This window comes from Clostridium sp. AN503 (assembly GCF_040719375.1).
GTDB lineage: Bacteria > Bacillota > Clostridia > Lachnospirales > Lachnospiraceae > Brotaphodocola.
On sequence record NZ_JBFDTP010000002.1, the window covers coordinates 584,512 to 609,850 of the forward strand.

The window sequence follows — 25,339 nt, forward strand, 5'->3', positions numbered from 1 at the left end:
GTGAAAAGCAGACCTGAGATATGGATAGGCGGGAAAGGATTGATTGGTTCATGAGGAAGGGCAGAAGACGGGGGCATAGGAACAGCATGGTTTTTGGCGTATGCATGATAATATTGGCATCGACCGTGCTGACTGGCTGTCAGGCGCATAAATATGACCGGATTGAACTGGAAACCTCAGTTCAGGAGGAGATACACATCAATATAGAAGACGGTTCTGGGGATGAGGACGCCGGAATTGTGATTGATCAGGAACCGGTTGGTAAGGAATCCAGCAGCCAGGATATCATCGGTAAGGCTCCCTCTGGTCAGGAAAACGTTGACGGCGATGTGCCGGGCCAGGATGCAGCCCGCAGTGGGAATCAGGATGCTGCGACACTCCTTTTTGGCGGTGACGTACTGTTGTCCAGCCATGTTTTAAACGCCTATCAGAGTGCCGGAGGAATCCACGGTGTACTGGATGAAGGTTACCGGAAGGTGATCCGGGACGCAGGCTTTTTCATGGTAAATGAGGAGTTTCCATTCAGCAGCCGGGGCGTGCAGGCGGAGGATAAAGAATACACCTTCCGGCTGGAGCCGGAGCGAGTTTCCATGTTTCAGGAGATGGGGATCGATGCGGTGACACTGGCCAATAACCATGCGCTGGATTTTGGACAGGAAGCGCTTTTGGATTCGGTTGCTGTGTTGGATGGAGCAGGGATCCTGCATACCGGGGCGGGAGCCAATCTTACGGAAGCGAGAAAGCCGGTGGAGATTGTGATTGACGGACAGAGGATCGCAGTGATCGGCGCTACGCGGGTCATACCGGAATCGTCCTGGGCGGCAGGGAAGAACCATCCGGGGATGCTGTCCTCCTATGACGCCACAGAGCTTCTTAAAGAGATCCGGGCGCAAAAGGATGAGGGAAAGCTTGTGATCGTGTATGTGCACTGGGGAATCGAGCGGGATGAAAACCCCCAGGAGTACCAGCGGACTCTGGGGCAGCAGTACATTGATGCAGGCGCGGATCTGGTCATCGGTTCCCATCCCCATGTGCTTCAGGGCATTGAATATTATAAAGGGAAACCGATCGTCTACAGTTTAGGGAATTTTGTGTTTGGCAGCTCCATACCAAAGACTATGCTGCTGGAAGTAAAGCTGCCGGAAGAGGACGCCCCACTGCGCCTTCGTCTGATCCCCGGAACCTCCGGCGCGGGCTATACCAGGATGCTCAATGACGCTGGAAAGATTCAGGAATTTTATCAATATATAGAAAGTATTTCTTTTGGCATCAGCATTGGGGCCGATGGGACGGTGATCCCGCAGAATCAGTAGATCCCGGCAAAGCTCAGCAAATGCCGCAGCCCTGAAAGATACCACGTTCTTTGAAGCGTCTGGTCAGTGTGTTAAGGACCAGGCGCTTATTTGCGCTCCATAAAGGAGCCAGGAGCAGGCTCTTAGGCCCGTCCCCGGTAATCCGGTGGACCACCAGGTCAGGGGGCAGCAGGGCGATGCAGTCCAGGACCAGATCGATATACTCCTCCATAGACATGACCGGAAATGGGGATCTGGCATACAGCTCCGCCAGATCCGTGCCCTTTAAGACATGAAGAAGCTGAAGCTTGATCCCCTGGATGTCCTGACCGGACAGCCAGGATACGGTCTTTAACATCCGCTCCCGGTCTTCACCCGGAAGCCCCAGGATCACGTGGACGATTGTTTCCAGTCCCCGCTTGCGGAGGCGAAAAAGAGCGTCCTCAAAACACTCCAGTCCATATCCCCGCCGGATCAGTACAGCCGTGTCCTCATGAATAGTCTGCAGTCCCAACTCAAGCCAAACTGGTTTAATGGCATTTAACTCCGCGCACAGGTCAAGCACTTCATCCGGAAGGCAGTCCGGCCGGGTAGCGATGGACAGGACCCTCACCTCCGGGCGGCTTATAGCCGCAGTAAAAAGCTCACGAAGATAAGATACAGGTGCATAAGTATTGGTATAAGACTGAAAATACGCAATATAAGCGCCAGGCCGGTCCCCCAGCTTGTTGCTGACCCGCCCGGCAGCCAGGTCGATCTGCCTGTCCACACACTGCGCCAGCTGCAAGCCAGAGAAAAATGGCGCCGCAAAATCCCCGGAACCGCCCTCACTGCAAAACACACATCCCCGCGTCCCCAGTCTCCCATCCCGGTTCGGACAAGTCATTCCTCCATCCAGCGCGATCTTATAAACCTTCGCACCAAACCGTTTTTTCATCTCAAAATCCAAAGAATGCCAGGGCCGTCCACCCCATTCAGTTATAATATCAGATGTCCCCATATGCCAGCTTCCATACCCTTTCCTCTGCAACTTTTCCTTTCTATGAATTATACCGGACTTTCTTCACATCAGCAACCGAAATAACCTTAGCGTTTCCGCGATTTGCAGCGGCGGCGGTGGGGGGACCCGGCAGCAGGGGTTTTGTGACTTTGCAGACCATTAGATGATGTTAGCGTTCGGGATTTTCTGTTCTGTCAGGGGAAGGGGTTGTCTGAGCGACAGCGAGTTGCCCCTTCCCCTGACAGGCTTTTAAGAAAAGCCCGAACGCTTACATCATCTTATGGTCGAAACCGGAACAAAACCCCTGCTGCCGGGTCCCCCCACCGCCGCCGCTGCAAATCGCGGAAACTTCCCGCACATTCCTTGCGAAAAAATATAGAAAGAGCGAAGAATATTGTATTGTTCCCCCAACCACAGATATGATATACTTGAGTCAACATCCCGGATGCTAATCCCGGGTAATTTTGAAGAATTCTGGAGGGGTGCAAGATGAAAGCAGTTGAGACATTGCAGTTACTGAAGTCAGGGCAGGCAGATGCGCTTATGGGGCAGTTGTACGGATCAGACAAGGCCGGCGAGAATAAGGAGCGTTACTGTGACCTGGTCGCCAAGTTTAAGGATACCTTTGGAGATGAGGATATCCTGATGTTCAGTTCACCGGGCCGGACCGAGATCAGCGGGAACCATACGGACCACAACCACGGCAAGGTACTGGCCGGCAGCATCAATCTGGACTGCGTAGGGATCGCGGCAAAGAACAATTCTTCCAAAGTGAACATTGTCAGCGAGACATTTAACCAGAAGTTCAGCATTGATTTAAATAAGCTGGAGCCCAGCGAGAAGAAGGCGGGGACGATCGATCTGGTGAAGGGGCTTCTGAAAGGATTTACGGAGTCCGGCTATGAGATCGGCGGATTTGACGCCTATATCACCAGCAACGTGATCAGCTCCGCAGGCGTAAGCTCTTCCGCGTCCTTTGAGATGCTTCTATGCTCCATGATCAACAAGTTCTTTAATGAGGGACGCATGGATACGGTAGCCTACGCCCACATTGGGAAATATTCCGAAAACGTGTACTGGGACAAGGCGTCCGGGCTTTTAGACCAGATGGCCTGCGCGGTGGGCGGCCTGATCACCATCGACTTTTTGGAGCCGACCGCTCCGGTGGTGGAGAAGATCGATTTTGATTTTGCTTCCCAGAACCATAGCCTGATCATTGTTCAGACAGGAAAAGGCCACGCAGATCTGAGCGCTGACTATTCCTCTGTGCCCAATGAGATGAAGAAGGTGGCGGAGTACTTTGGCAGGGAAGTGTGTGCGGAGATTACCGAGAAGCAGGTGATCGATAACTTAAAGGAAGTACGCGCCTATGCGGGCGACCGTTCCGTGATGCGCGCCCTGCATTTCTTTGAAGAGAACAAGCGGGTGGAGGCGGAGGTTGCAGCCCTGAAGGAAGGACGTTTCCAGGACTTTTTAAACAATATCACCGCGTCCGGCAACTCCTCCTGGAAATGGCTCCAGAACTGCTACACCAATTCCAGTTACCAGGAGCAGGGGATTTCCGTGGCCCTGGCCCTCACGGAGCTGTTCATCGCTGAGAAGCAGAAGGGGGCATGCCGGATCCATGGCGGCGGTTTTGCCGGCGTGATCATGGCGATGCTGCCCAATGAGCTGGTGGATGAGTACGTGTCTTACATAGAAAAGGCCCTGGGCGAAGGCAGTGCATACCGCATGAGCATCCGTCCTTATGGCGCGATCTGTGTGAATGATCAAATCTAAGTCTTTCTTTTTGACCGTAAATATGATATGATGACGGTCGAACATAAGGAAGACTAATCATGAGACAGAAAAAATACTTACTTGTACTACTAGATGTTTTAATGCTTCTGGGCTGCATTGGGATCGTATGGCTGATAGGATATCTGGCAGACCCGCAGGACCGCCGCAAAAGTACGCCGCCGGACACTGCGATGGAGCCGGGGGCTGGAGGCGGCAGGGCGACGCCGTCTGATGCCGGGCTGCCCGATGGCTTAAAGCCGGGTGAGACGGATCAGGGCCATGAGACGGGCTATGGATACGAAACAATCCCGGGACAGGCGGAAGCAGAGGAAAGAGAACGACAGAGACAAGCATGGTTGGATGCAGAGAGGAACCGGAGGATCAGGCAGCAAAGACGCTGGGCCGGGGAGACGAACGCAGCGGAAGGACCGGCAGAGCCGGAGGAAGAGCCTTACGTTCCGCCTACCATCATGCTTGCCTCTGATTTGCATTTTATGAGCAAAACCACTCATGACGGGGGATCGGCTTTTTGGAAGATGACAGCCGGAGACGACGGCAAGGTGAACCAGTACAGCGAGGAAATGACGGATGCGCTGCTTGAAACCGCCATAAGGAACCGGCCAGCCGCCCTTGTGCTGAGCGGGGACATTACCTTAAACGGGGAGCGGGAAAATCATGAACAGCTTGCCCGGAAGCTGCGGCGGGTGCAGGAGGCCGGTGTGCCGGTTGTGGTCATCCCTGGGAATCACGATATCAATAACAGGAATGCGGCAACCTATTTCGGCGATAAAAGGGAAAAGGCAGAGTATCTGGAGACCGGTGAGGATTTTCTTGAGATCTACCACGAGTTCGGTTACGACCAGTCCCCCAACCGGGATCCTAATTCCTTAAGCTATGTGTACCCGGTGGATGCGTCCCACTGGCTATTGATGCTTGACACCTGCCAATACGAAAACGGCAGCCATGTAAACGGCAGGCTGAAACAGGAGACCTTAGACTGGCTGAAGGTACATCTTGAGGTGGCAGAGGAGAACCAGATCCAGGTGCTCCCGGTGGCTCATCACAACCTGTTGTCAGAGAGCCGCCTGTACACCACGGACTGTACCCTGGAAAATCACGGTCAGGTGGTGGAGCTTTTAGAGCAGTTTGAAACGCCGCTCTATATCAGCGGCCATCTCCACGCGCAGCGCATCAAGAAGCATAAAGAGGAGCCGGGAGCGCCTGAGGATACCTATGGGATCACGGAGATCGTGCTCAGCCCCTATTCCATTGCGCCCAACCAGTACGGCGAGCTGTACTGGAATACGCCGGAGGATATGGCGTTTACCACAAGACAGGTGGATGTGGCGGTTTTTGCTGCGGAAGATGGTTCTGAAAATATGGAGCTTTTAAGATTTGGGGAATATGCCGCAGAATATTTAAAGCAGGTGATCACGGCGCAGGTGATGGAGAAGATCACCCTGGTGCCGGATGATTTAAAAGAGCGGATGGCCCGTCTGTATGCGGAACTGTACTATGATTACTGCGCAGGCAACCGGACGTCCTGGGATGAAGTGGAGGCCACGGCCGGATACCGGCTGTGGCAGCGGGTGGACCCGGATGGGAGATATACCGCCGAGATCGGTCAGATGATCGAAGACACGCGGGAAGATCTGCATGAGTGGAAGACCCATAAGACAGGAGAGTGATACCATGGGAAAAACAGGAGGGAGGCCAGTCATCGGCCTCATACCTCTCTACGATGAAAAGAAAGAGAGTTATTGGATGCTGCCCGGTTATATGACGGGCCTTGAGGCCGCGGGAGCGGTCCCGGTGATGCTGCCGCTTACGCAGGATGAAGCAGTCATAGGACAGCTGGTGGAACAGTTTGACGGTTTCCTTCTGACCGGAGGCCATGATGTGGATCCGGCCCTTTACGGGGAAATGCCAACGGACAGATGCGGGACGCTCTGCGCCCGGCGGGATGGGATGGAACGGCTACTGTTTGAAAAAGCGCTCGGGGCCGATAAACCGGTTTTGGGGATCTGCCGTGGAATCCAGTTTATCAATGCATATCTGGGCGGCTCCCTGTACCAGGATCTGCCGTCCCAGTATCCGAGCGATGTGGACCATCACATGACGCCGCCTTATCACCTGCCGGCCCACGAGGTTTTTGTAGAAAAGACCTCCCCGCTGTACCGGCTTTTGGGGAAAGAGACACTGGAAGTAAACAGCTATCATCACCAGGCCATCAAAGAGCTGGCTCCGGGGCTGCAGGCGATGGCCTTTTCCCGGGATGGCCTGGTGGAGGCCGTATGGATGCCGGACAGACGGTTTGTGGCGGCGGTCCAGTGGCATCCGGAATTTTCTTATGAAGTGAATGAAGACAGCCGCAGACTGTTTGCGGCCTTTGCAGATGCCTGTCGCTAGTGCGGTGGGCATTGTTTTTGGTGGCATTGTTTGTGTGAAACTGGGCGAAAACGGCGGAAATCTGTGCAATTCCCATATTGACGGATTCCATGGAAAACATTTACAATAGTACGGAATCTACATTTACGAGTACATCATGGGATCTGACATTTAAATATAGAACGATTGAGATTAAAAGGAGTGGTAATATGAATCTATCTGAAAAGATTGCTGCAGCATGTGGGAAGCCGATTGCACAGAGCTCGGAGCGGGAGCTTTACGAGGCGCTTCTGACTTTGGTGCAGGAGGAGGCAGCGAAGCGTGAGACGAACGATGGGAAAAAGAAGGTTTACTATATTTCGGCGGAGTTTTTGATCGGAAAGCTTCTGTCCAACAACTTGATCAACCTGGGCTGGTATGATGAAGTGCGCCGGGTCCTTGCGGAAAATGGAAAGGACCTCTGCAAGGTAGAGGAAGTGGAGCCGGAGCCGTCCCTGGGAAATGGCGGCCTGGGCCGTCTGGCTGCCTGTTTCCTGGACTCTATGGCAAGCCTGGGCTTAAATGGCGACGGGATCGGCCTGAACTATCATTTCGGGCTGTTCAAGCAGGGATTTTCAAAGGAGCTTCAGCAGGAGACGCCCAATCCATGGATCGAGCCGAAGAGCTGGCTGATAAAACGGGAAGTCAGCTATCCCGTATCCTTTGGCGGTCTGACTGTGCATTCCAGGCTCTACGACATTGCGGTGACCGGATACCAGAACCGGACCAATCTGCTGCATCTGTTTGACATTGAGAGCATAGACGAGACCATGGTCAAGGATGGGATCAGCTTTGACAAGACGGAGATCGCCAGGAACCTGACCCTGTTCCTGTATCCGGATGACAGCGACGAGGCGGGGCGGAAGCTGCGCATCTATCAGCAGTATTTTATGGTCAGCAACGGCGCGCGGTATATCCTGGATGAGTGCGTGAAAAAAGGCTGCACTCTCCATGACCTGCCGGATTACGCGGTGATCCAGATCAACGACACCCATCCGTCCATGGTCATCCCGGAGCTGATCCGGCTTTTGACCGAGCGGGGGATCGACTTTGATGAAGCTGTGGAGATCGTTAAAAAGACCTGCGCTTACACCAACCATACGATCCTGGCGGAGGCCCTGGAGAAATGGCCCATCGCCTATTTAAAAGAGGTGGTGCCGCAGCTTGTGCCGATCATCGAGATCCTGGACGACCGCATCCGCAGGAAATTTGCCGACGGGGAAGTGGCGGTCATCGACTCCAATGACCTGGTGCACATGGCCCACATGGATATCCATTACGGCTTCAGCGTCAACGGCGTGGCTTACCTGCATACAGAGATCTTGAAAAAGAGCGAACTGAAGAAATTTTACGATCTCTATCCGGAGAAGTTCAACAACAAGACCAACGGCATCACCTTCCGGCGCTGGCTTCTGCACTGCAACCATCCGCTGGCGGATTTCATTACGGAAAAGATTGGTAATGGTTACAAAAAAGATGCTTCACAGCTGAAGAAGCTGGAGGCGTTTGATGATAAAGTGACTCTTGAGCGGCTGCTTGCGATCAAGCAGCAGAACAAGACGGCGCTTAAGCAGTATCTGAAAGAGTACCAGGGGGTCGATATTGATGAGACTTCCATCTATGATATCCAGGTGAAGCGGCTGCATGAGTACAAGCGGCAGCAGATGAATGCCCTGTATGTGATCCACAAATATCTGGAGATCAAGAGCGGTAAGGCGCCGACCACGCCGATCACGGTGATCTTCGGCGCGAAGGCGGCCCCGGCTTATGTGATTGCCAAGGACATTATCCATCTGATCCTTTGCCTGCAGAAGCTGGTGAACAGTGATCCGGAGGTAAGCCCTTATTTAAAAGTGGTTATGGTGGAGAACTACAACGTGACCATGGCGGAGAAGCTGATCCCGGCCTGCGATATTTCCGAGCAGATATCCCTGGCCTCCAAGGAAGCCAGCGGCACCGGCAACATGAAGTTTATGTTAAACGGCGCGGTGACCTTAGGTACCATGGACGGCGCTAATGTGGAGATTGCCCAGCTGGTGGGCGAGGATAATATCTACATCTTCGGCGAGTCCAGCGAGACCGTTATCGAGCATTATGAAAAGGCCGATTATGTGTCCAAAGAGTACTATGAGGAAGACGAGGACATCAAGGCGGCGGTGGACTTCATCGTGGGCGATGAGCTGCTCTCAATCGGCCAGGAGGAGAATCTGGAGCGGCTTTACAAGGAACTGCTTAACAAGGACTGGTTCATGACCCTGCTTGATTTTAAGAGCTATGTGAAGGCCAGGGAGCAGGCGTACAAGGACTACGAGGACCGGGAAGCCTGGGCGAAAAAGATGCTTGTGAATATCAGCCAGGCGGGCTTTTTCTCCTCCGACCGGACGATTGCCGAGTATAACCGGGATATCTGGAAGCTGGAGAAGTAGGGGAAGAGAATTGCTGTTTCGGTATGCAGGACAGCAAAGAGAAAAGAACGGCGGGGCCGGCATTTGTCATAAGGACGAGCCGGCTCCTTTGCCGTCGCTGCTGCAAAAGCTATTGCAAAGGCGGAAATTCAAGATAAAATCCGATTGACAAATACCGGCAATGAAGCTATACTCAGTTCATAATCTTCGCCGGAGGTTCACTCCGACAGGGTTCTTTATTCATTAGTGTTATTCATTTGTGGTCTCCACAAAGAAAATCCGGGTATTAAGTTTTACTCAGTTTACTTATAGTTCTGATTATCGTATAATAAGGGGGAGAAGGATGGGAAAACAGACATCCATTGCTGACAACATCGATGTAACGGAGATGCATGCCAGATATGATGAGGCCTGTAAGACATTGCTCAGTAATAAGGAGATATTAGCCTGGATTTTAAGATCCACGGTGAAAGAATATGCGCAGTGCAGCGTCAGGGATATTGCCGGGAAGTATATAGAAGGAATGCCCCAGGTATCGAAGATCCTGGTGAATCCCGGTGAGAGCAATGCAAAGATTTCAGGGATGAATAATGAGGACACCGTTCATGGGGAGGGAAAGATTACCTATGATATCCGGTTCCACAGCTTTTACCCGCGGGGAAGGCGCCGTATCAAGATTTTTATAAATGTAGAGGCGCAGAAGGATTTTTATCCCGGCTATGCGATTTCCAAGAGAGGTCTGTTCTATTGCTGCCGGATGATTTCCGCCCAGTACAATACGGAATTTAAAGAGCCGCATTACGACGAGATTAAGAAAGTTTATTCCATCTGGATCTGTTTAAATCCAGCCAGGAAAGCGCGGAATACCATCACCCAGTATTATGTGTCAAGGAAGGACCTGGTGGGTGAGACGGAAGATATACCGGAAAATTATGATGTCATGTCGGTTATTATGATCTGCCTCGGCACAGAAGACGAGGCGAACTATGACGGCATCATTAAGCTTTTGAGCGTGCTTCTGTCCGACGAGAAGTCGGCGGAAACGAAAAAACAGATATTGGAACAGGAGTTTCAGATACCGATGAGCAGCAAGTTAGAGAAGGAGGTGCGTGTCGTGTGCAATCTAAGTGAGGGAGTTGCTGAGCGGGCAGAGAAGCGAGGTTTGGAGCAGGGCTTGGAGCAGGGCTTGGAGCAGGGCCTCGAGCAGGGGATACAGGCTTTTATCCTTGATCATCTGGAGGATCATGTTGAGAAGACGCGGATCCTGGAGAAGCTGGAAAAGCGGTTTTCTTTATCCAGAGAAAAGGCTGAGGGGTATTTTGACCGGTTCGCGGAGGATGAGCGGGATCAGGAATAGACAGGGATATTTACTATTAATTATAAAAGATCTTGTGCCGAGTGTGAAAACCCGGCACGGGATCTTTTTAGATATAATGATCCGGCAAGTCCCTGCCAGCCGGGAAACGCATCTTATCCGGCGGAAGATGCTTTAAAGTTCTCCGGCTCTTCCACGACGCAGTCGAACCGGTATGCGGAAAATACCAGGCCCAAAAGCAGCATATTAAAGAGGATGCTTAATCGCCCTTCGGAGACCAGCGGCAGGTTGGGAAACCTGGAAAACTGATAACCGAAATTGCCGAGCACGTAGAATATGGCTTGCCAGAGCAGGCACAGGCCGCAGCTAAAGGCAACGGAGGATGCCAGTTTTCCGTGGATCTTTCTGATACAGGAAAATAAAAGCCAGTAAAACAGCAGGAGTCCCCCTACCATCGCCAGTCCCGGCAGCCAGCCGAACAGGAAAATGCACACGGCGATCAGGTAGTTGTTGTGATAGTGCTGAGGGAGGATATTCCACAGGGTTATATTCGTTTCATCATAAAACTGAAAAAAATCGTAACGCCAGAGGTTGGAATCTTTCTTAGTGAAATACCAGGAGCCGCGTCCATAATCAAGCATTTCCTCCGGTGTCAGTTCGAGGCCATGGGTCAGAGGCGTCCGTTCCAGCAGCTCCTGGATCAGAACCCCATTGTAGGCATCGTCCCAGGTGTCCTGGATTGCGGACTGGGGCGTGAGAAATGCCTGGATATCGTATCTGCCGGACGGGAAAGCCCAGATCGAGCTGCCCAGAACCGTTAAGCAGATCAGGGAGCCACCGTAGAGCCACAGCTTTCTCCCAGGAAGGATCCCTCTGTAGATCATAAAGCAGACGGTGCCAAATGCTGTCAGGAGCAGGATGGCGGTGGCGGTATTGTTAGCAAAATACATGCTCCGGGTCAGGACGACCCAACCGATTATGAAACATATGACAGTCAGCAATGCCAGTTTTAAATGATGGCTGTTCCTGTAGATGGATATAGCAACTACAGGCCCCAGACTCAGGGTGGCAAAGTAGGCCAGTCCGGTCAGACTGAAAACAGCCGGGGGAATGTTCCTGCCAATTGACAGATACAGGGATAAGACGATCAGGGTCAGGTACAAAAGCGCGGTAAGCGCCGCCAGCTTTTTCCAGTGACGGACAAACAGCGGAAAACCGGCTAGGCTGGTAAAGAGTAACAGGGCCATGCCCGGCAGGTAGTAAAGATACCCGTTGGCGTTCTGTTCCGGCGACCACTGCATATAGGCAGCAGCGGCAAACCCGGTCAGGAGCAGCAGGAGGTAGGCCACTGCCAGCGCCGGAGCCTTCCGAAGCTGATGGGCCGCGTTTAACTCTGTTCCGATCATAACGGCGTCTCCCATATCATCAAGGGCCTTCCGCTCCGCGTCATGATGTAAAATCCCACACTCCTCGTAATCCTGGATCCGATCTTCTAAATGGTCCTCTAACTCCTGACGGATGGAGGGGCGCAGCGGTTTGTAGGAAATCTGTTCTGTCACCTGGTCCAGAAAATGTGACATATTGTTTTCGTCTAAATGCTTATCCAAACAACACACCTCCCAACACCTGGTTGACTGCGGATTGATACACGTCCCACTCTTCGGATTTTTCCGCCAACAGCTTTTTCCCGTTTGCAGTGATCGAATAATACTTGCGGATGCGCCCGCTTTCAGCGGCCTTCTGGAAACAGGTCACCGCACCCTGCTGTTCTAAGGTGTGAAGGATCGGATAGAGCGTGCCCTCTTTAAGCCGGAATACATTTTGACTTCTCTGTTCCAGCTCTCTAATGATCTGATAGCCGTACATGGGTTCCTGTTCCAGAAGCTTCAGCACCAGCATGGATGTGCCAAGCGCCATATAACGTTTGTCCATAAAAGACCCTCCTTTTTGATTGTCGATTGATCTATCATCATACAGGATTTCTATACATAGATAATCAAGGTATGTGATTATTATACTTAGATTATCTATGCATGTCAAGAATTATGTCAATATTGGCATTTTATTGTATTTTCTATTGCTCTTCTATTGCAGGACTTATATTGCTTATACGCAGTACAAGGGCAGGATGGACGGAATGGGATGGTTATGGTAGAATGGGGGAATAAGGGGGGAAATGGAATGGATAAGAAAATCAGCATACAGTTTACGACGCTTACATTTCTCATTGCCTATAGTGTGGCAGGTATCCTGGTTATTGCAGGGAAGTTTGGCTATTCAGTTTTCGGTTGGGTCAGTACATTTCAACAGTTCCTTATAAATGTCCCTTTTTCCATTTATATTTTATTACCTGCGATTGCTTCATATTTTGTTTTGAAGAAGAATAGCAGGGTAACAGGTATGAAAGAATGGCTCAAAACCGTTTTTTATGTAAAAAACAATGTCTCTGTTTACCTGATCGTAACAGCAGGCCTTGCGCTGTATTTTGGTATGCATATGGCTGTATCTGATCGCGCGGAGATGACGCTTCCATTTTATACGTTCTTTCTCTTTCTGCCGGGAGGGCTGATGATCGGCGGTATGGAGGAAGCGGGATGGATGTATGTGCTGCAGCCAGAGCTGGACAAAAAATATGGTTTTGTTTTAGCATCTTTGTTTGCTGGAGTAATCTGGATCTTTTGGCACATACCTCTTTTCTTTATCCCCGGAACAGGTCATTATGAGGGATCCATTCATTTTTGGATGTTTCAGGTCCAGGTAATGGCAATCAGCTTTTTCAGAGGGGCAGTCTACAAAATATCAGGAAAAGGCTATGTGTTTGTATTTGTGCTTTTTCATACTATGTTCAATGCAATGGCTCCCATATTCAGCACAGCGACTATGACCTGGGCGGGAACGGCTGCGGCCAATGCTGCATTGATCCTTCTTTCAGTGGCTGCCGTTTTGGTCTATCCTTTATCGCGCACAGTTCGCCTGCCAGGTAAGGGCCTGCGTTGTGGGATGCATTCAGGGTATGACAAAAAGGGCGGGGAAATGAAGCGAACCCCAAAAGCAAAAAAGAATTTTCCAGAATAACCATAAATCTGCCTTGCAGAAACGTATCGTTAATACAAGGCTGAACAGACAGAGAGGATAAGAGTATGAATGACCGGCAGTTTGAGGACAACATCGGCCGGATCTGCAGAAACGACAGGGAGGGGCTTAAGAACATCTATGAAGATTACTGCCCCCTGATCTATTCTGTAGTTCTGGAGCTTGTGCAAAACCGGGAGGATGCGGAGGATGTGGCTTCGGAGTTTTTCATCCGGCTGTGGGATATCGCACCCGGTTACCGTCCCGGAAACGGGCACCGGGCATGGCTTTTGACCATAGCCCGGAACATGGCTATTGATCATCTGCGAAAGCGCAGGAAAGAGGACCTGACTGCGGAAATTCCGGATTATCTGCAGGCGGGCGAGGACTTCCCGGAGGACCGTCTCTGTCATAAGCTCAGCCTTGAGCAGGCATTAAAGACACTGAAGGAGGAAGAAAGGGAAATTGTCAATCTAAAGATCATGGGCGAGCTGACGTTCAAAGAGATCGCAGGTCTTTTGAAAAAGCCGCAGGGCACCGTAGCCTGGTGTTACCGGACGGCGATCCAGAAGTTAAAGGAGGTGCAGCTTTAATGGACGAGAAAATGTTAGAGCAGGAATATAAAAAATTAAAGCAGCAGGCTGCACCGGACCTTTGGAGCAGGATCGAGATGAATCTGGCAGAGCACCCGGAGCGGGAAGCGAAGGCAGTGCAGACGCAGGAAAAAGGGCAGACTGGATCAGCAGAGCCGATGACCGTGACAAAGGCGGCAGAACATGTGGAGTATGGAAGGCGGGGAAAGACCCTGCGGCGGATCCCGGCGTGGAGACCGGCTTACGGAGTGGCAGCGGCGGCAGCATTGGTGGTTGTGTCGGTTTTTGCCAATCGTCAGGCGGGCAATAAAAGCATGGCACCCGAGATGATGATGCAGGAGACCATGGCAGCGGCAGAAGCTGCACCGATGCTCCCTGAGCAGGAAGAAGCAGGTGCAGCGGATGAGATAGCCGCCGGCGCAGGCAGCAAAGCATTTGCGGAGAATGGATTTTTTGCAGGCAGCGCAGACGGCGTGCTCTCCTATGCGGATCTGGAGCTGGCGGCATACCAGCCTCTTACTGTACCGGATGAGGCCGTGACTGTGCCGGAGGACTCCTCGTATTTCTCGGAGGCGATCCTGGGTGATACCGGACTATTGTGCGGCGGCACAGTGACGGATGTGGACCTGGAGCGGGATGAGGCCGGAAGGGCAGTGAAGGTGGTCTATGAGATCAGCCTGGACCGGGTGTATTATTCGGAGGATTATACCACCGGCATGGAGAACCTTACGGTAAAAAGCCCGATCGTAAAGACGCAGGGGGATGAGGCGTACATCCTGTACCAGCTCCAGAAGGGCGGCACTTATCTGCTGCCGCTGGAGAATAAGGACGGCGTGTGGGAGCTTTTATACCCCTTTGCCCCGCAGATCCAGGTGACCGGGGATGGGGCTTATCTGTTCCATTCCGGCTATGCAAGCCTTGTAAGCAGCGAGGCGTCCGTGGTGATCGGCAGCCAGGAGGGCGAAAGCGATTATTACTATGACCGGATGCTTTTAAGAGATGATGACAATTTCCTTTCCGACCTGATTTCACTTGTTGAGCGCGAGGCGCAAGGGAGGAAGTAATTATGAAAAGAAAAAATAACCGGATTTACAAAGGGACCTGTTTTTTGACAGCGGCAGCTCTGCTTTGCGGATGTGCAGGCGCTCCCTCGCATGTGGCGGAAGGGACCAGGGCGGCATCGCCAACCATGGCAGCTGCCACAACAGCGGCGGCGGCGGCCGGAGCTGCTGCGGATGAAGCCTGGCCCATGGAAGGCGCTTCGGAGACCTGGGAAGCGGACCCGGAGGGGACTGGCCGGAGGGGGAATCCTTCCCTGTCCATGAAATACCAGGAAGCTTACAAAAATGAGGATTTTAACACAGAGGAGTACAGCTATATTTCCGAAAACGGATATAAAAATGTGATGGAGGAACCATTGTCCACGTTTTCCATCGATGTGGATACGGCTGCCTACAGTAACGTCCGCCGTATGATCCGCAATGGGGAAAACATCCCGGCGGACGCGGTCCGGATTGAAGAAATGATCAATTATTTTGACTATGATTATCCGGAGCCGGAGAGTGACGACCCGTTCTCCGTCACGACCGAGTATTCAGAATGCCCGTGGAATCCGGAAAACCGTCTTTTGATGATCGGGCTGCAGGCCAAAGAGATCGATTTTGACAATCGTCCGGCCTTTAATTTCGTTTTCCTGCTGGATGTGTCCGGATCCATGTATTCGGACGATAAACTGCCGCTGGTGCAGAAGGCATTTTCCATGCTGGCGGAAAATCTGACGGAAAAGGACCGGGTTTCCATTGTGACCTATGCGGGCTATGAATCGGTGGTCTTAAATGGAGTCCGGGGCAGTGAGACCCCGGTGATCATTGACGCGCTGGAGAGTCTGGAGGCAGGCGGTTCCACTGCCGGAGCGGCAGGCATCCAGAAGGCATATGAGCTGGCACAGGAATATTTTATACCGGGAGGGAACAACCGGGTGATCCTGGCTACGGATGGGGATCTGAATGTGGGGCTCACCAGTGAGGGAGAGCTGACCCGGCTGATCAAAGAAAAAAAGAAAAGCGGGGTGCATTTGTCTGTCATTGGCGTGGGCACCGGCAATTTAAAGGATAACAAGATGGAAGCCCTGGCGGACAACGGCGACGGCAATTATAATTATATCGACAGCGTTTTTGAGGCAAAGAAGGTGTTGGTGGATGAGATGGGCGGAACCCTGATCACCGTTGCGAAGGACGTCAAGATCCAGGTGGAGTTCAATCCTGAGAAGGTGGCGGGTTACCGGCTGGTGGGTTATGAAAACCGGCTCCTGAACCAGGAGGATTTTAACAATGACAAGGTGGACGCGGGGGAGATCGGCTCCGGGCATACGATGACCGCCCTGTATGAGATCGTACCGGCAAAAGGAGCGGGAGCACAGAGCACACAGCTTAAATACCAGACGTCCGGGGAGACCGCGGGCAGCAGTGAGCTTCTGACAGTCAGCCTGCGGTACAAAGCGCCAAACGGTGACAAGAGCAGGCTGATCAGTCATCCGGTGGAGGCGGACAGCTATGCGCAAACCATGTCTGAGAACCTGGCCTTTGCCTCTGCGGTAGCAGAGTTCGGCATGGTACTCAGAGACAGTGAGAACCGGGGAAATGCCACCTTTGACAGCGTGATGGCCCTGGCAGAACCGTGTGTCCACGCGGATTCGGACAGCTACAGAAAGGAATTTTTAGAGCTGGTGCAGATGGCAGAAAAGCGGTACCGGTGAGGGGACGTGAACCAGGAGAGTGAATCCGGTGAGTATATCAGCAGCGTGAACCAGGGGAGTGAGCCGGGTATGCGGATCATGTGGGCAGGCTGAGCGTGTACAGTATTCTGACTGTAAGGCGACCAACTATAATAGTGTTTGTGTTTTTATATGGAAAGAGGTATATTCTGACTGGCGGGAGCGATTCCTGCCGGTCAGTTTTTTTTAACAGCTATGTCGGGACAAAAGCTGGCCGGACAAAATACAATAGTAAAAGAGGAGTAACAAAGGCGTTACGAAATCTACACAGACGGCCGGGAAGGACCCCGCAGTTTGTGCTTTTTCTGTGCCTTTAAGGGGAACGATAATGGCTACACGGCAGATAGAGAATCCGGCTTTGCGAAAGGCTGCGGAGTATGGGCTGATCACGGTCAGCATTTTGATCATGGTGGTGGGAATTTATTTTTTCAAATTCCCGAACAATTTTGCGTTTGGAGGCGTGACCGGTTTTTCAACGGTGGTCAGCCAGTTAACCCGGTGGTCAGCCGGTGATTTTACGTTTATTGTGAGCAATGGTTTGCTGGTGCTGGGCTTTCTGTTTTTGGGGAAGGATGTTGGGATCAAGACGGTTTATGCCAGCATGCTCATGTCCTTTGGACTGTCGGCGCTGGAGCGGATCTGCCCGATGCCGGTTCCGCTGACCACGGAGCCGATGCTGGAGCTGGTTTTTGCAATCTTTCTTCCGGCTATAGGATCTGCGATCCTGTTTAATATCGGCGCTTCCAGCGGAGGGACGGATATCATCGCCATGATCTTGAAAAAGCACACCAGCATGAATATTGGAACGGCACTGTTGTTTGTGGATATACTGCCGGTGGCGATGGCGTTTTTTGTATTCGGGGTGACCACGGGGCTTTATTCTTCCCTGGGCCTTATGGTAAAATCCCTGGTGATCGACGGTGTGATCGAGAACATCAACATGTGCAAATGCTTCAATATCATCTGTGACGACCCGGATCCGATCTGTGATTTTATTATCAACGGGCTGCACCGGAGCGCGACCGTATATGAGGCGAAGGGAGCATTTTCCCATCACAGCAAGACGGTCATCATGACGACCATGAAGCGCAGCCAGGCGGTAAAGCTGCGCAATTATATCAAGAGAGTGGAGCCGGAGGCATTTATCCTGATCTCCAACTCCAGTGAGATCATTGGGAAGGGTTTTTTGACCAACTAGACGTTTTTGTGGAAGGATTCACGATAGGCGGTAGGTGTCATGCCGTATTTCTTTTTAAAAATGCGGGTAAAGTGATGGGGATCCGAGAATCCTGCCTGGAAGGCCACATCTGAAATCCGCAGTCCGTCGTCCTGAAGCAGCCGGGCGGCATTTTCAATCCGGACATGGTTTGTGTAGACGGGAATGCTCATGCCCATATCCTGATTGAATACCCGGCTGAGGTAGTTTGGCGCCACGTGGACTTTTTTTGCCAGCAGCGGAAGCGTAATGTCTTCCCGATAATGGATCTGGATGTAGCCGATGACCTTCTGGGTCAGGGGATTTAATCTGGGATGTTTTTTTGCTTCCAGGAGCAGGCGTTCCATCTGGCTGCACAGGGCGTCAGCCAGGGCGTGAAGGGTGGGGGACTTCTCAAGCTGGCAGCTGCTGCGGATTCCAGCCTCACTGCACTGATAGGTTTTGGCGACTTTGAACATCAGGCTTTTGATCTCATGCAGGATATCCTGCAGGTAATCCTGATTCAGGGAAAGGCGGATCTTGTCAAATAACTGACGGATGCAGAGTCCGGCCTGGCTCTCATCCCGGTCCATGACTGCATGCTTTAACAGGTCCAGGATCAGCAGCAGATCATTATAAGGGACCGGATTCTGATGAAAACGGGGATCATCCACAGAGATCACCCACGGTTCATTGACAAAAAAATTCAGGGCATGTATCTGCAGCATGCGGTCATAGGTTCTGGAAATATCCTCGAAATCCGTGATCTTCTCTGAATAAACAGTAAAGGGCTGGAGCTGTTCCTGATCTTCATAGAGCTGCTTTTTATAGGCTGCAAGGATCTGTCCGCTGAACTGCCTGGCGATTTCATGGTGATCAGGTGTATCGCCTCCAGATGGAGAGTAGAGGAGCACTATCTGTTTTTGCCCATAGTTGAACAGAAAGAGCTCTCCATGACACCGGTGCTTATGCAGGATAGAGGCCATCTCCTGCTTTACGGCATTTATGATATTCATGTAGCGGCTTGCATTGCATCCATAGAAGGTCCGGTATATGGCGCGGGGCAGTCCGCCGATGCATAGATAAAGATTGTCCAGCTGTACCGGAAGCGTTTTAGCGTGGCTTGCCCATATCCCCTGGATCTGTGCTTTGTCCTGGCCTATGAGCAGTTCATTTAAGTGCGCTATTTTAAAATAGTGGTCGCTGTCAACCTCGTAATAGTAAAAAGGTCCATACTTTTCCATTTTATAGGTTCTCCATATGCAGCCTGTGTTTACGGGTGTTTCCATACTAGCAAAAAAACAGGATAAAATCAACCGGCGCCTGTCTTCTAAGGAATAGCCTGAAAATAACTTAGAGACAGCGCCGGTTTAAGTATGTTGTTTTTGACTGATAAAAAAGTTTATTTCATAACATTGATCCCGGCAAGCCGTCCAAAGACGATCGCGTCGGAGATGGCGTTTCCGCCCAGCCGGTTGGAACCGTGGATTCCTCCGGTCACCTCACCGGCTGCAAACAGTCCTTCGATCACATTTCCATCTTTATCGATGACCTGGGTGTCTGCATTGATCTCCACTCCGCCCATGGTGTGATGGACCTTCGTCAGCCCTACAAGGGCATAGTATGGCGCTTTGTCTATCTTCTGGTCAAACAGCGTTCTGCCGGTGGGATCTCCCTTTCCGTTGCTTTCCACAAATCCGTTAAACTCATCGACGGTATTCTGAAGCTCATCCGCCGGGACGCCGATCATGTCTGCCAGCTCCGCCAGGGAGTCAGCCTTAAATACCCCTTTGTTGTCCACCATTTCGTCAATCACTTCCCCGGTATAGGCAACTCCGTTTAACATATCTTCCGTCACATGGGCGTCTACGATCCGCCAGTATTTGGTTTCCGGCTGCTCCAGGGTGGCCTTGGAGATCTCGTCGCGGCGTCCGTCCTCTTTGACGAAGCGTTTGCCCTCTTTATTGACCAGGATCGTGCTGTCAATGGCAGGGGTAAAGCTCTTCATTGTGGTGGGAAGCATCTGGATCCATTCCATTCCTACCAGGTTGGCGCCGATGGCTTCTGCCATGATGATCCCGTCGCCGGTTGCCTGGGGACCGTTGCTGGTGGGGATGGATTCGTCCAGGGTTGCCCAGTGGGTATTGTATTTTTCCCGCATTTCCACGTTGGCGCTGAAACCGCCGGTTGCCAGGATCACGCCTTTTTCAGCCTTGAAAATAAACTCGGAGCCGTCGGCAGTGACGCCTTTTACTCCGACGACACGCCCGTTTTCGGTGAGCAGTTCCTGAGCCGTATGCTCCAGAAGGATCTCGCCGCCCAGTTTCTCTACCTCCTGAAGCTGCGGAAGAACAAATCCCGCGCCCTTGGACCCGAAGGTCTGCAGCGGGGTATGGGACCGCGTCCAGGTGGCCCCTACGGCTGCCGTGATCGTGTCGGACCACTCGGTCCCCAGCTCTGTCAGCCAGTGGATTCCTTCAAGAGCGTTGTCGCCGAAAACCTCAACCAGCTCCGGATTAGCAACATAATCGCCGTCCACGTAGGTTTGAAGCTTGTGGAGCGCCGGCGAATCGTAGAGGCAGGTATCATTTTCAGCCCGGTATGTTTCGATATCACTGCGGATCGCATCCTGCCATGCCTTCATGTGATCATTTTTAGCAGGAAGCTCCAGCAGGCTGTCGATGGTATCTAACTGGGCAGAGGTCATTTCCTGTTTTTTTTGCTGCTCCGGATCAGCTGCGTTCATGGCGCTTCCGGCAAGGATCGTGTTGCCTCCGGCGGAAGCCATTTTTTCGATGACGATCACGTTGCCGCCGGCTTTGATGGCTTCTAAAGCAGCGCTCATCCCCGCGCCGCCGGAACCGATGATGACCACGTCCGCAGTGCGTTCTATGGTCCCGGAAGCCTGGGTTTTCTTTTCAACCGCTTTACTGATCGCATCCTCGGCGGCGCCGGCATCTAAAAGCGCGGTCTTTACCGCAGCCAGGATGGCACCGCTTGTTATGGTGGCTCCGGAAACCGTATCAACGGCGATGCTCTGGCCGTCAACAATCGCCTGCGGCATACGCTCGATGGCCGGATCAGAAATACCTTTGGTCTCAGCATGGTCCAGGATCTTTACGGACAGGATGCTTTCTGCATCCACAGTGACTTCTACCTTGACCGGGCCGTTCATGCCGTTGGCTTCGGCCTGGTAGGTACCGGGCTTAAATAAACCTGCGGCGGCGCCTGGCTGCTCGTCGCCGGTCTGGACCGCATCCGCGGTCGTCTGGTTTGCAGTCGGCTGGCTTTGAGTGCATCCGGTCATGGAAGCCAGCATGGATGCCCCTAACAATAAGGCCAGGAATCGTTTTTTCATAGTATGTTTCTCCTCCTTTGACAAAGTGTCTAATGAAATCAGTATAACATTGATAATTATTTGTCGAAAGGTGAGGGGATTAACATAAGGGGGCTTTTTTTAACATTTCTGTTTGCAGGGCAGTTTCCCGTCATTGGCGGGACGTTCCCCGCCTGATTTGCATATAGTAAAGGTATCAGTAAAGCAGCATTCTGCTGTATGAGGAGGAACGCTATGGAACCGAGCACTCAGATGCCCTCTACCAGGCTTCAGGAGGAATATATTGAAAGAGAACGACTGCATAAGAAAAGGGTAGCGACCTGCCGCGTCATGCTGCTGGTACTGCTGCTTGCGATCTGGGAACTCTGTGCAAGACTGGGGATCATCGATGATTTCATCTTCAGCTCTCCGTCCAGAGTTTTCTTCTGTTTCCGGGATATGGTGCTGGACGGCAGTATCTTCGGGCATATCGGTATCACTTTGTTTGAGACGCTTATCAGCTTCTTTCTGGTGGTGGTGATCGGGGTAGCCATGGCTGTGCTTTTATGGTCCAGCCGCAGCGCTTCGGAGATATTAGAACCCTATCTGGTCATGTTAAACAGCCTGCCCAAGTCGGCCCTGGCCCCGATCCTGATCGTCTGGCTGGGGAACCATGTGCATACCATTGTGGTGGCGGCGGTGTCTGTGGCAGTTTTCGGATCTATACTTACGTTGCATAATGGGTTTATCAATATGGATCCGGATAAGATCAAGCTGATCTATTCGCTGGGCGGTAAAAATAAGGATGTGCTGACCAAGGTACTGCTGCCAGGATCGCTACCGCTCATTATCAGCAATATGAAGGTCAATATCGGGCTTTGCCTGGTGGGGGTCATCATTGGGGAATTTCTGGCTGCGCAGAAGGGGCTGGGGTATTTGATCATTTATGGGTCGCAGGTGTTTAAGCTGGATATGGTCATGATGAGCATCGTCATCCTGTGTATCCTGTCTGCTGCGCTGTACCAGGTGATCGCCCTGGTGGAGAAACGGTTGGGATCGCATTTAGGGAATTAAACAGGCGTGTCACTACATGGCGGGCAACTTGCCTGCGCAATTCAGGAATGGCTGGGCGACAGAATATAGGAAGCCAAAATGAAAGAGATGTGGTAAAATATCCCATAGTACACGATGGGAGAAACATCTATGGATTGGAAAATAATAAGATCAAAAAAAGTCTGGCTGTCTGTCGCTGCTGCCATTGTCATGTCCGCGTTCTGTTTCCTGGCTGATATGCAGCAGGAAGGAGTGGCCGCTGCTGCTGCTGTTGAAATGCAGGCGGGCAGCTCTGAGGCGGTAAGAGGAGCAGAAGCGGGGACCGGGGAGGACCAGACAGGGGCGCCCTCCTCTTTAAGGCCCCTGGACGGTAGCGCAGCCGCGCAGGGCGGGCAGCCGCGCACCGGCTGGGCGGTCCGTTTTGGTGTGCAGGTCTATTATGACCGTGGGCGCGCAGTCACGGACCGATGGGTCGGCGATTATTATCTGGGCGAGAACGGCGTGCTGGTGAAGGATTCTTTTCTTGTTTACAAGGGGTTGATTTATCATGTTGGAGAGGGAGGGGCCTGCGACCGGGGGCGTTTTTATGCAGGAGACCGGGAGTATTATGCCAATGAGGACGGCGTGGTTTATTCCTCCGACTGGGTGATGGACGGTGAAGACTGGGTCTATGTGGATGAGGGCGGCCTTGTGATGAAGAATGACATCACACCGGACGGTTATCTCATGGATGAGAATGGGCATATCATAGACGACGGTTACAGCGGGTATGAGGGCTTCCGGTATTCCGACAAAAACTTAAGGCTGAATACCGGAGCGGCAGATCTTATCTGGACATATTTAAAGAAGAAAGGCTGGACGGATACGGCCATAGCGGGAATGCTTGGGAATTTCCAGCAGGAAAGCCATCTGAGCCCGAGCCTGGTGGAGAGCAACGGGATTGGTTTTGGACTGGGGCAGTGGAGCTTTGAGAGGCGGACAGGCCTGGAGGCCTATGCAAAAGGCCTGGATAAGCCGGTCAATGATCTGTATATGCAGTTGGACTATCTGACGGTGGAACCGGTGGAGGGGGCTTATGTAAGGACCTATATGAAAACTGATTTTTCTTCACCGGCGGAGGCGGCGATCGCATGGTGCAATAACTGGGAGCGTCCAAACAAGGCCAAAGCCCGGCTGGGTACGGTGCGGATCCCATATGCAATGGCATACTATGAGCATTACGTCAATGGCGTGGATTATCTGACGGAGGCTTATGTTTATGAGGAGCCGCTTTACCTGGAGGACGGCAGCCTGGAAGGAGAGCAGGGATCAGAGGCTGCAAAACTGGAATATACGCCGCTGACGGATGAATATGGCAATCCGACCCTGGGCTGGATCTACGATGCGGGAGGCTGGTGGTACCGATATCCCGGCGGCGGTTATGCGAAGGATGAATGGAAGAAGATTGACGGCGAGTGGTATTATTTCGGACCGGACGGTTATATGGAGAGCGGCAGGTGGATCACAGATCAGGAGGGCCGCAGCTACCAGTTGGATGACAAGGGGCATATCATACCGCAGGAAGGGGAGACGTATGCGGAGACTGCCCCGGTCATAGTGGCAGGCGGGACCGCCACAGGGTCGGATGCGGTTGCCGGGCAGGATGAGCCGTTATCCTCTGGAACGCAGGAAGGCCAATAGCCTGCGTGTTATCGGCGTTTCAGGCTGTGGAGGGAAGGATTGTCAATCAGCCCGCCATCTTCAGCAAAACGGGAACCGTGGCACGGGCAGTCCCAGGAATGCTCCTGCGGGTTCCATTTTAGTGCACAGCCCATATGTGGGCAGCGGGGTACTGTGGGGGTCAGTATGTTTGCGGTCGCCTGGATGGCGTTTGCGGCAAGCTGGGGCTTTAACATGCTCCGGGATGGGGAAAAGACGGAGCTGTAGGCGGGCGTATCTCCCATGACCAGGCTGGTCAGAAGCCGTGCAGAGACCATGGACCCGGTCATCCCCCATTTGTTGAAGCCGGTAGCCACATAGAGGCCGGGAGTATTTTTGGAATACTGTCCGACATAAGGAACGCTGTCTAAGGTCATGCAGTCCTGGGCGGCCCAGTGGTACAGCTCCTTTGCGTTGGGATAGTATTCGCCCGCAAGTTTTCGCAGCTCATCCCAGCCGCCGCCTGTTTTGCCGGTACGGTGTCCTCCGCCGCCAAAGAGCAGCAGTCCGCCGCAGTTACGAAACGACAGGCCGCCTGACGCCGCGTCCACGTACATACCGTTCACATCTGCGGCGTGTTCCAGCGCAAGCACATAGGAGCGCTGCTGGTACATTTTTAAAAAGTAGCTGCCATGCCGGTTGATAAACGGAAAGTGGGTGGCTACAATGATCTTGTCCGCGGTAATATCACCGTAGTCGGTGACCGCCCTGTGCGGCGCGACGTCTTTTATCATGGTATTTTCATAAATATTCAGATCCTCTGCAATCCCTCCCAGAAACTTTAATGGATGGAACTGGGCCTGCCCTGGAAAGCGGACTGCGCCGGTGACCGGAAACGGCAGTGGGATATCCCGGACCAGTTCAGCAGGAAACCCCAGTTTAAGAAGTGTTTGGACCTCTTTTTCCAGTGCTTCGTTTCCTGTTGTGGAGTAGACATAGGAGTCCATCTCCTTAAAATCGCAGGGATAATCCCCACACAGTTTTTTGTAGACGGCTACGGCTTCCTGATTGGCACGCAGATAGAGGGCAGCGTTCTGTGCGCCTGCGCTTTTTGCAAGTTTATGGTAGATCAGCCCGTGCTGGGAGGTGATCTTTGCGGTGGTATTTTTGGTGATGCCGCTGCCTATGGTTTTTGCTTCCGCCAGGATGTAGTTGACACCGGCATCCTTTAACATATAGGCGCAGAGGATTCCTGCCAGCCCTCCGCCGATGATCAGCACATCTGTGCGGACGTCTTTTTCCAGGTGTGGGAAACGGGGTAATGTAACAGAATCAGACCATTTGGAAATCATATTATCACGACCATTCTTTTTAGTTTTTCAGGTATTGTAAATGCGGTTGTCTTTAGTGTGCGGATATTTGGGGAGAAATATTCCGGATCAGACAGAGATATTATCAGGAGAGTTCCATTGGGGACTCTT

The 25,339-nt window shown here is 52.3% G+C and carries 19 protein-coding genes; 13 read left to right on the forward strand and 6 right to left on the reverse strand.

The window, feature by feature from the left end:
* Window positions 1-20: 20 nt before the first annotated feature.
* Window positions 21-1,313, forward strand: a complete 1,293-nt coding sequence (locus AB1I67_RS09960) for a CapA family protein (protein ID WP_367029715.1) — start codon at window positions 21-23, stop codon at window positions 1,311-1,313.
* A 13-nt stretch (window positions 1,314-1,326) separates the two neighbouring features.
* Here AB1I67_RS09960 and AB1I67_RS09965 read toward each other — a convergent pair whose 3' ends face one another.
* Window positions 1,327-2,292, reverse strand: coding sequence for a TIGR01212 family radical SAM protein (locus tag AB1I67_RS09965; RefSeq protein ID WP_367029716.1), 966 nt, complete (start codon window positions 2,290-2,292; stop codon window positions 1,327-1,329).
* Window positions 2,293-2,781: 489 nt separating this feature from the next.
* Here AB1I67_RS09965 and AB1I67_RS09970 point away from each other — a divergent pair, with 489 nt between their 5' ends.
* The 5 genes from AB1I67_RS09970 to AB1I67_RS09990 all read left to right on the forward strand — a co-directional run bounded on the left by AB1I67_RS09970 (window position 2,782) and on the right by AB1I67_RS09990 (window position 10,260).
* Entirely contained in the window at window positions 2,782-4,071 is a 1,290-nt protein-coding gene (locus AB1I67_RS09970; RefSeq protein WP_367029717.1) for a galactokinase family protein, read from the forward strand.
* Between the two features lie 59 nt (window positions 4,072-4,130).
* Complete coding sequence (locus AB1I67_RS09975; RefSeq protein ID WP_367029718.1) at window positions 4,131-5,759, forward strand: metallophosphoesterase; 1,629 nt, start codon at window positions 4,131-4,133, stop codon at window positions 5,757-5,759.
* Window positions 5,760-5,763: 4 nt separating this feature from the next.
* Complete coding sequence (locus AB1I67_RS09980) at window positions 5,764-6,480, forward strand: gamma-glutamyl-gamma-aminobutyrate hydrolase family protein (protein WP_367029719.1); 717 nt, start codon at window positions 5,764-5,766, stop codon at window positions 6,478-6,480.
* A gap of 188 nt (window positions 6,481-6,668) precedes the next feature.
* Window positions 6,669-8,924 carry a glycogen/starch/alpha-glucan phosphorylase gene (locus AB1I67_RS09985; RefSeq protein WP_367029720.1) on the forward strand — a complete coding sequence of 752 codons (2,256 nt, stop codon included), beginning with the start codon at window positions 6,669-6,671 and terminating at the stop codon, window positions 8,922-8,924.
* Between the two features lie 322 nt (window positions 8,925-9,246).
* The gene (locus tag AB1I67_RS09990; protein WP_367029721.1) at window positions 9,247-10,260 is read left to right on the forward strand and encodes a hypothetical protein; all 1,014 of its coding nucleotides are present in this window, start codon (window positions 9,247-9,249) and stop codon (window positions 10,258-10,260) included.
* A 113-nt stretch (window positions 10,261-10,373) separates the two neighbouring features.
* Here AB1I67_RS09990 and AB1I67_RS09995 read toward each other — a convergent pair whose 3' ends face one another.
* Window positions 10,374-11,825 carry a permease prefix domain 1-containing protein gene (locus AB1I67_RS09995; RefSeq protein ID WP_367029722.1) on the reverse strand — a complete coding sequence of 484 codons (1,452 nt, stop codon included), beginning with the start codon at window positions 11,823-11,825 and terminating at the stop codon, window positions 10,374-10,376.
* The gene (locus AB1I67_RS10000; protein WP_367029723.1) at window positions 11,818-12,150 is read right to left on the reverse strand and encodes a helix-turn-helix transcriptional regulator; all 333 of its coding nucleotides are present in this window, start codon (window positions 12,148-12,150) and stop codon (window positions 11,818-11,820) included. Before AB1I67_RS10000 ends, AB1I67_RS09995 begins: the two co-directional genes overlap by 8 nt.
* 249 nt (window positions 12,151-12,399) lie before the next feature.
* Here AB1I67_RS10000 and AB1I67_RS10005 point away from each other — a divergent pair, with 249 nt between their 5' ends.
* The 5 genes from AB1I67_RS10005 (at window position 12,400) to AB1I67_RS10025 (ending at window position 17,854) form a co-directional block, all read left to right on the forward strand.
* Window positions 12,400-13,293: a CPBP family intramembrane glutamic endopeptidase gene (locus AB1I67_RS10005; RefSeq protein ID WP_367029724.1), complete on the forward strand. Its 894-nt coding sequence runs from the start codon at window positions 12,400-12,402 to the stop codon at window positions 13,291-13,293.
* A gap of 65 nt (window positions 13,294-13,358) precedes the next feature.
* Entirely contained in the window at window positions 13,359-13,883 is a 525-nt protein-coding gene (locus tag AB1I67_RS10010; RefSeq protein WP_367029725.1) for a sigma-70 family RNA polymerase sigma factor, read from the forward strand.
* Window positions 13,883-14,947, forward strand: coding sequence for a hypothetical protein (locus tag AB1I67_RS10015; protein WP_367029726.1), 1,065 nt, complete (start codon window positions 13,883-13,885; stop codon window positions 14,945-14,947). Before AB1I67_RS10010 ends, AB1I67_RS10015 begins: the two co-directional genes overlap by 1 nt.
* 2 nt (window positions 14,948-14,949) lie before the next feature.
* Entirely contained in the window at window positions 14,950-16,638 is a 1,689-nt protein-coding gene (locus AB1I67_RS10020) for a von Willebrand factor type A domain-containing protein (RefSeq protein WP_367029727.1), read from the forward strand.
* A gap of 346 nt (window positions 16,639-16,984) precedes the next feature.
* On the forward strand, window positions 16,985-17,854 hold the full coding sequence (locus tag AB1I67_RS10025) for a YitT family protein (RefSeq protein WP_367029728.1): 870 nt from the start codon (window positions 16,985-16,987) through the stop codon (window positions 17,852-17,854).
* On the opposite strand, the gene AB1I67_RS10030 is transcribed toward AB1I67_RS10025, so the two are convergent.
* Window positions 17,851-19,095 (reverse strand): AraC family transcriptional regulator, encoded by a 1,245-nt coding sequence (locus AB1I67_RS10030; RefSeq protein ID WP_367029729.1) that lies wholly within the window; start codon window positions 19,093-19,095, stop codon window positions 17,851-17,853. The two genes, AB1I67_RS10025 and AB1I67_RS10030, sit on opposite strands and share 4 nt — an antisense overlap.
* Window positions 19,096-19,253: 158 nt before the next feature.
* Complete coding sequence (locus tag AB1I67_RS10035) at window positions 19,254-21,209, reverse strand: flavocytochrome c (protein ID WP_367029730.1); 1,956 nt, start codon at window positions 21,207-21,209, stop codon at window positions 19,254-19,256.
* Window positions 21,210-21,407: 198 nt separating this feature from the next.
* Between AB1I67_RS10035 and AB1I67_RS10040 the strand changes: the two genes are divergently transcribed.
* Complete coding sequence (locus AB1I67_RS10040; protein ID WP_367029731.1) at window positions 21,408-22,241, forward strand: ABC transporter permease; 834 nt, start codon at window positions 21,408-21,410, stop codon at window positions 22,239-22,241.
* 129 nt (window positions 22,242-22,370) lie between these two features.
* Entirely contained in the window at window positions 22,371-23,900 is a 1,530-nt protein-coding gene (locus AB1I67_RS10045) for a phage tail tip lysozyme (protein WP_367029732.1), read from the forward strand.
* A gap of 8 nt (window positions 23,901-23,908) precedes the next feature.
* Here AB1I67_RS10045 and AB1I67_RS10050 read toward each other — a convergent pair whose 3' ends face one another.
* Complete coding sequence (locus tag AB1I67_RS10050) at window positions 23,909-25,210, reverse strand: FAD-dependent oxidoreductase (protein ID WP_367029733.1); 1,302 nt, start codon at window positions 25,208-25,210, stop codon at window positions 23,909-23,911.
* Between the last annotated feature and the right edge of the window lie 129 nt (window positions 25,211-25,339).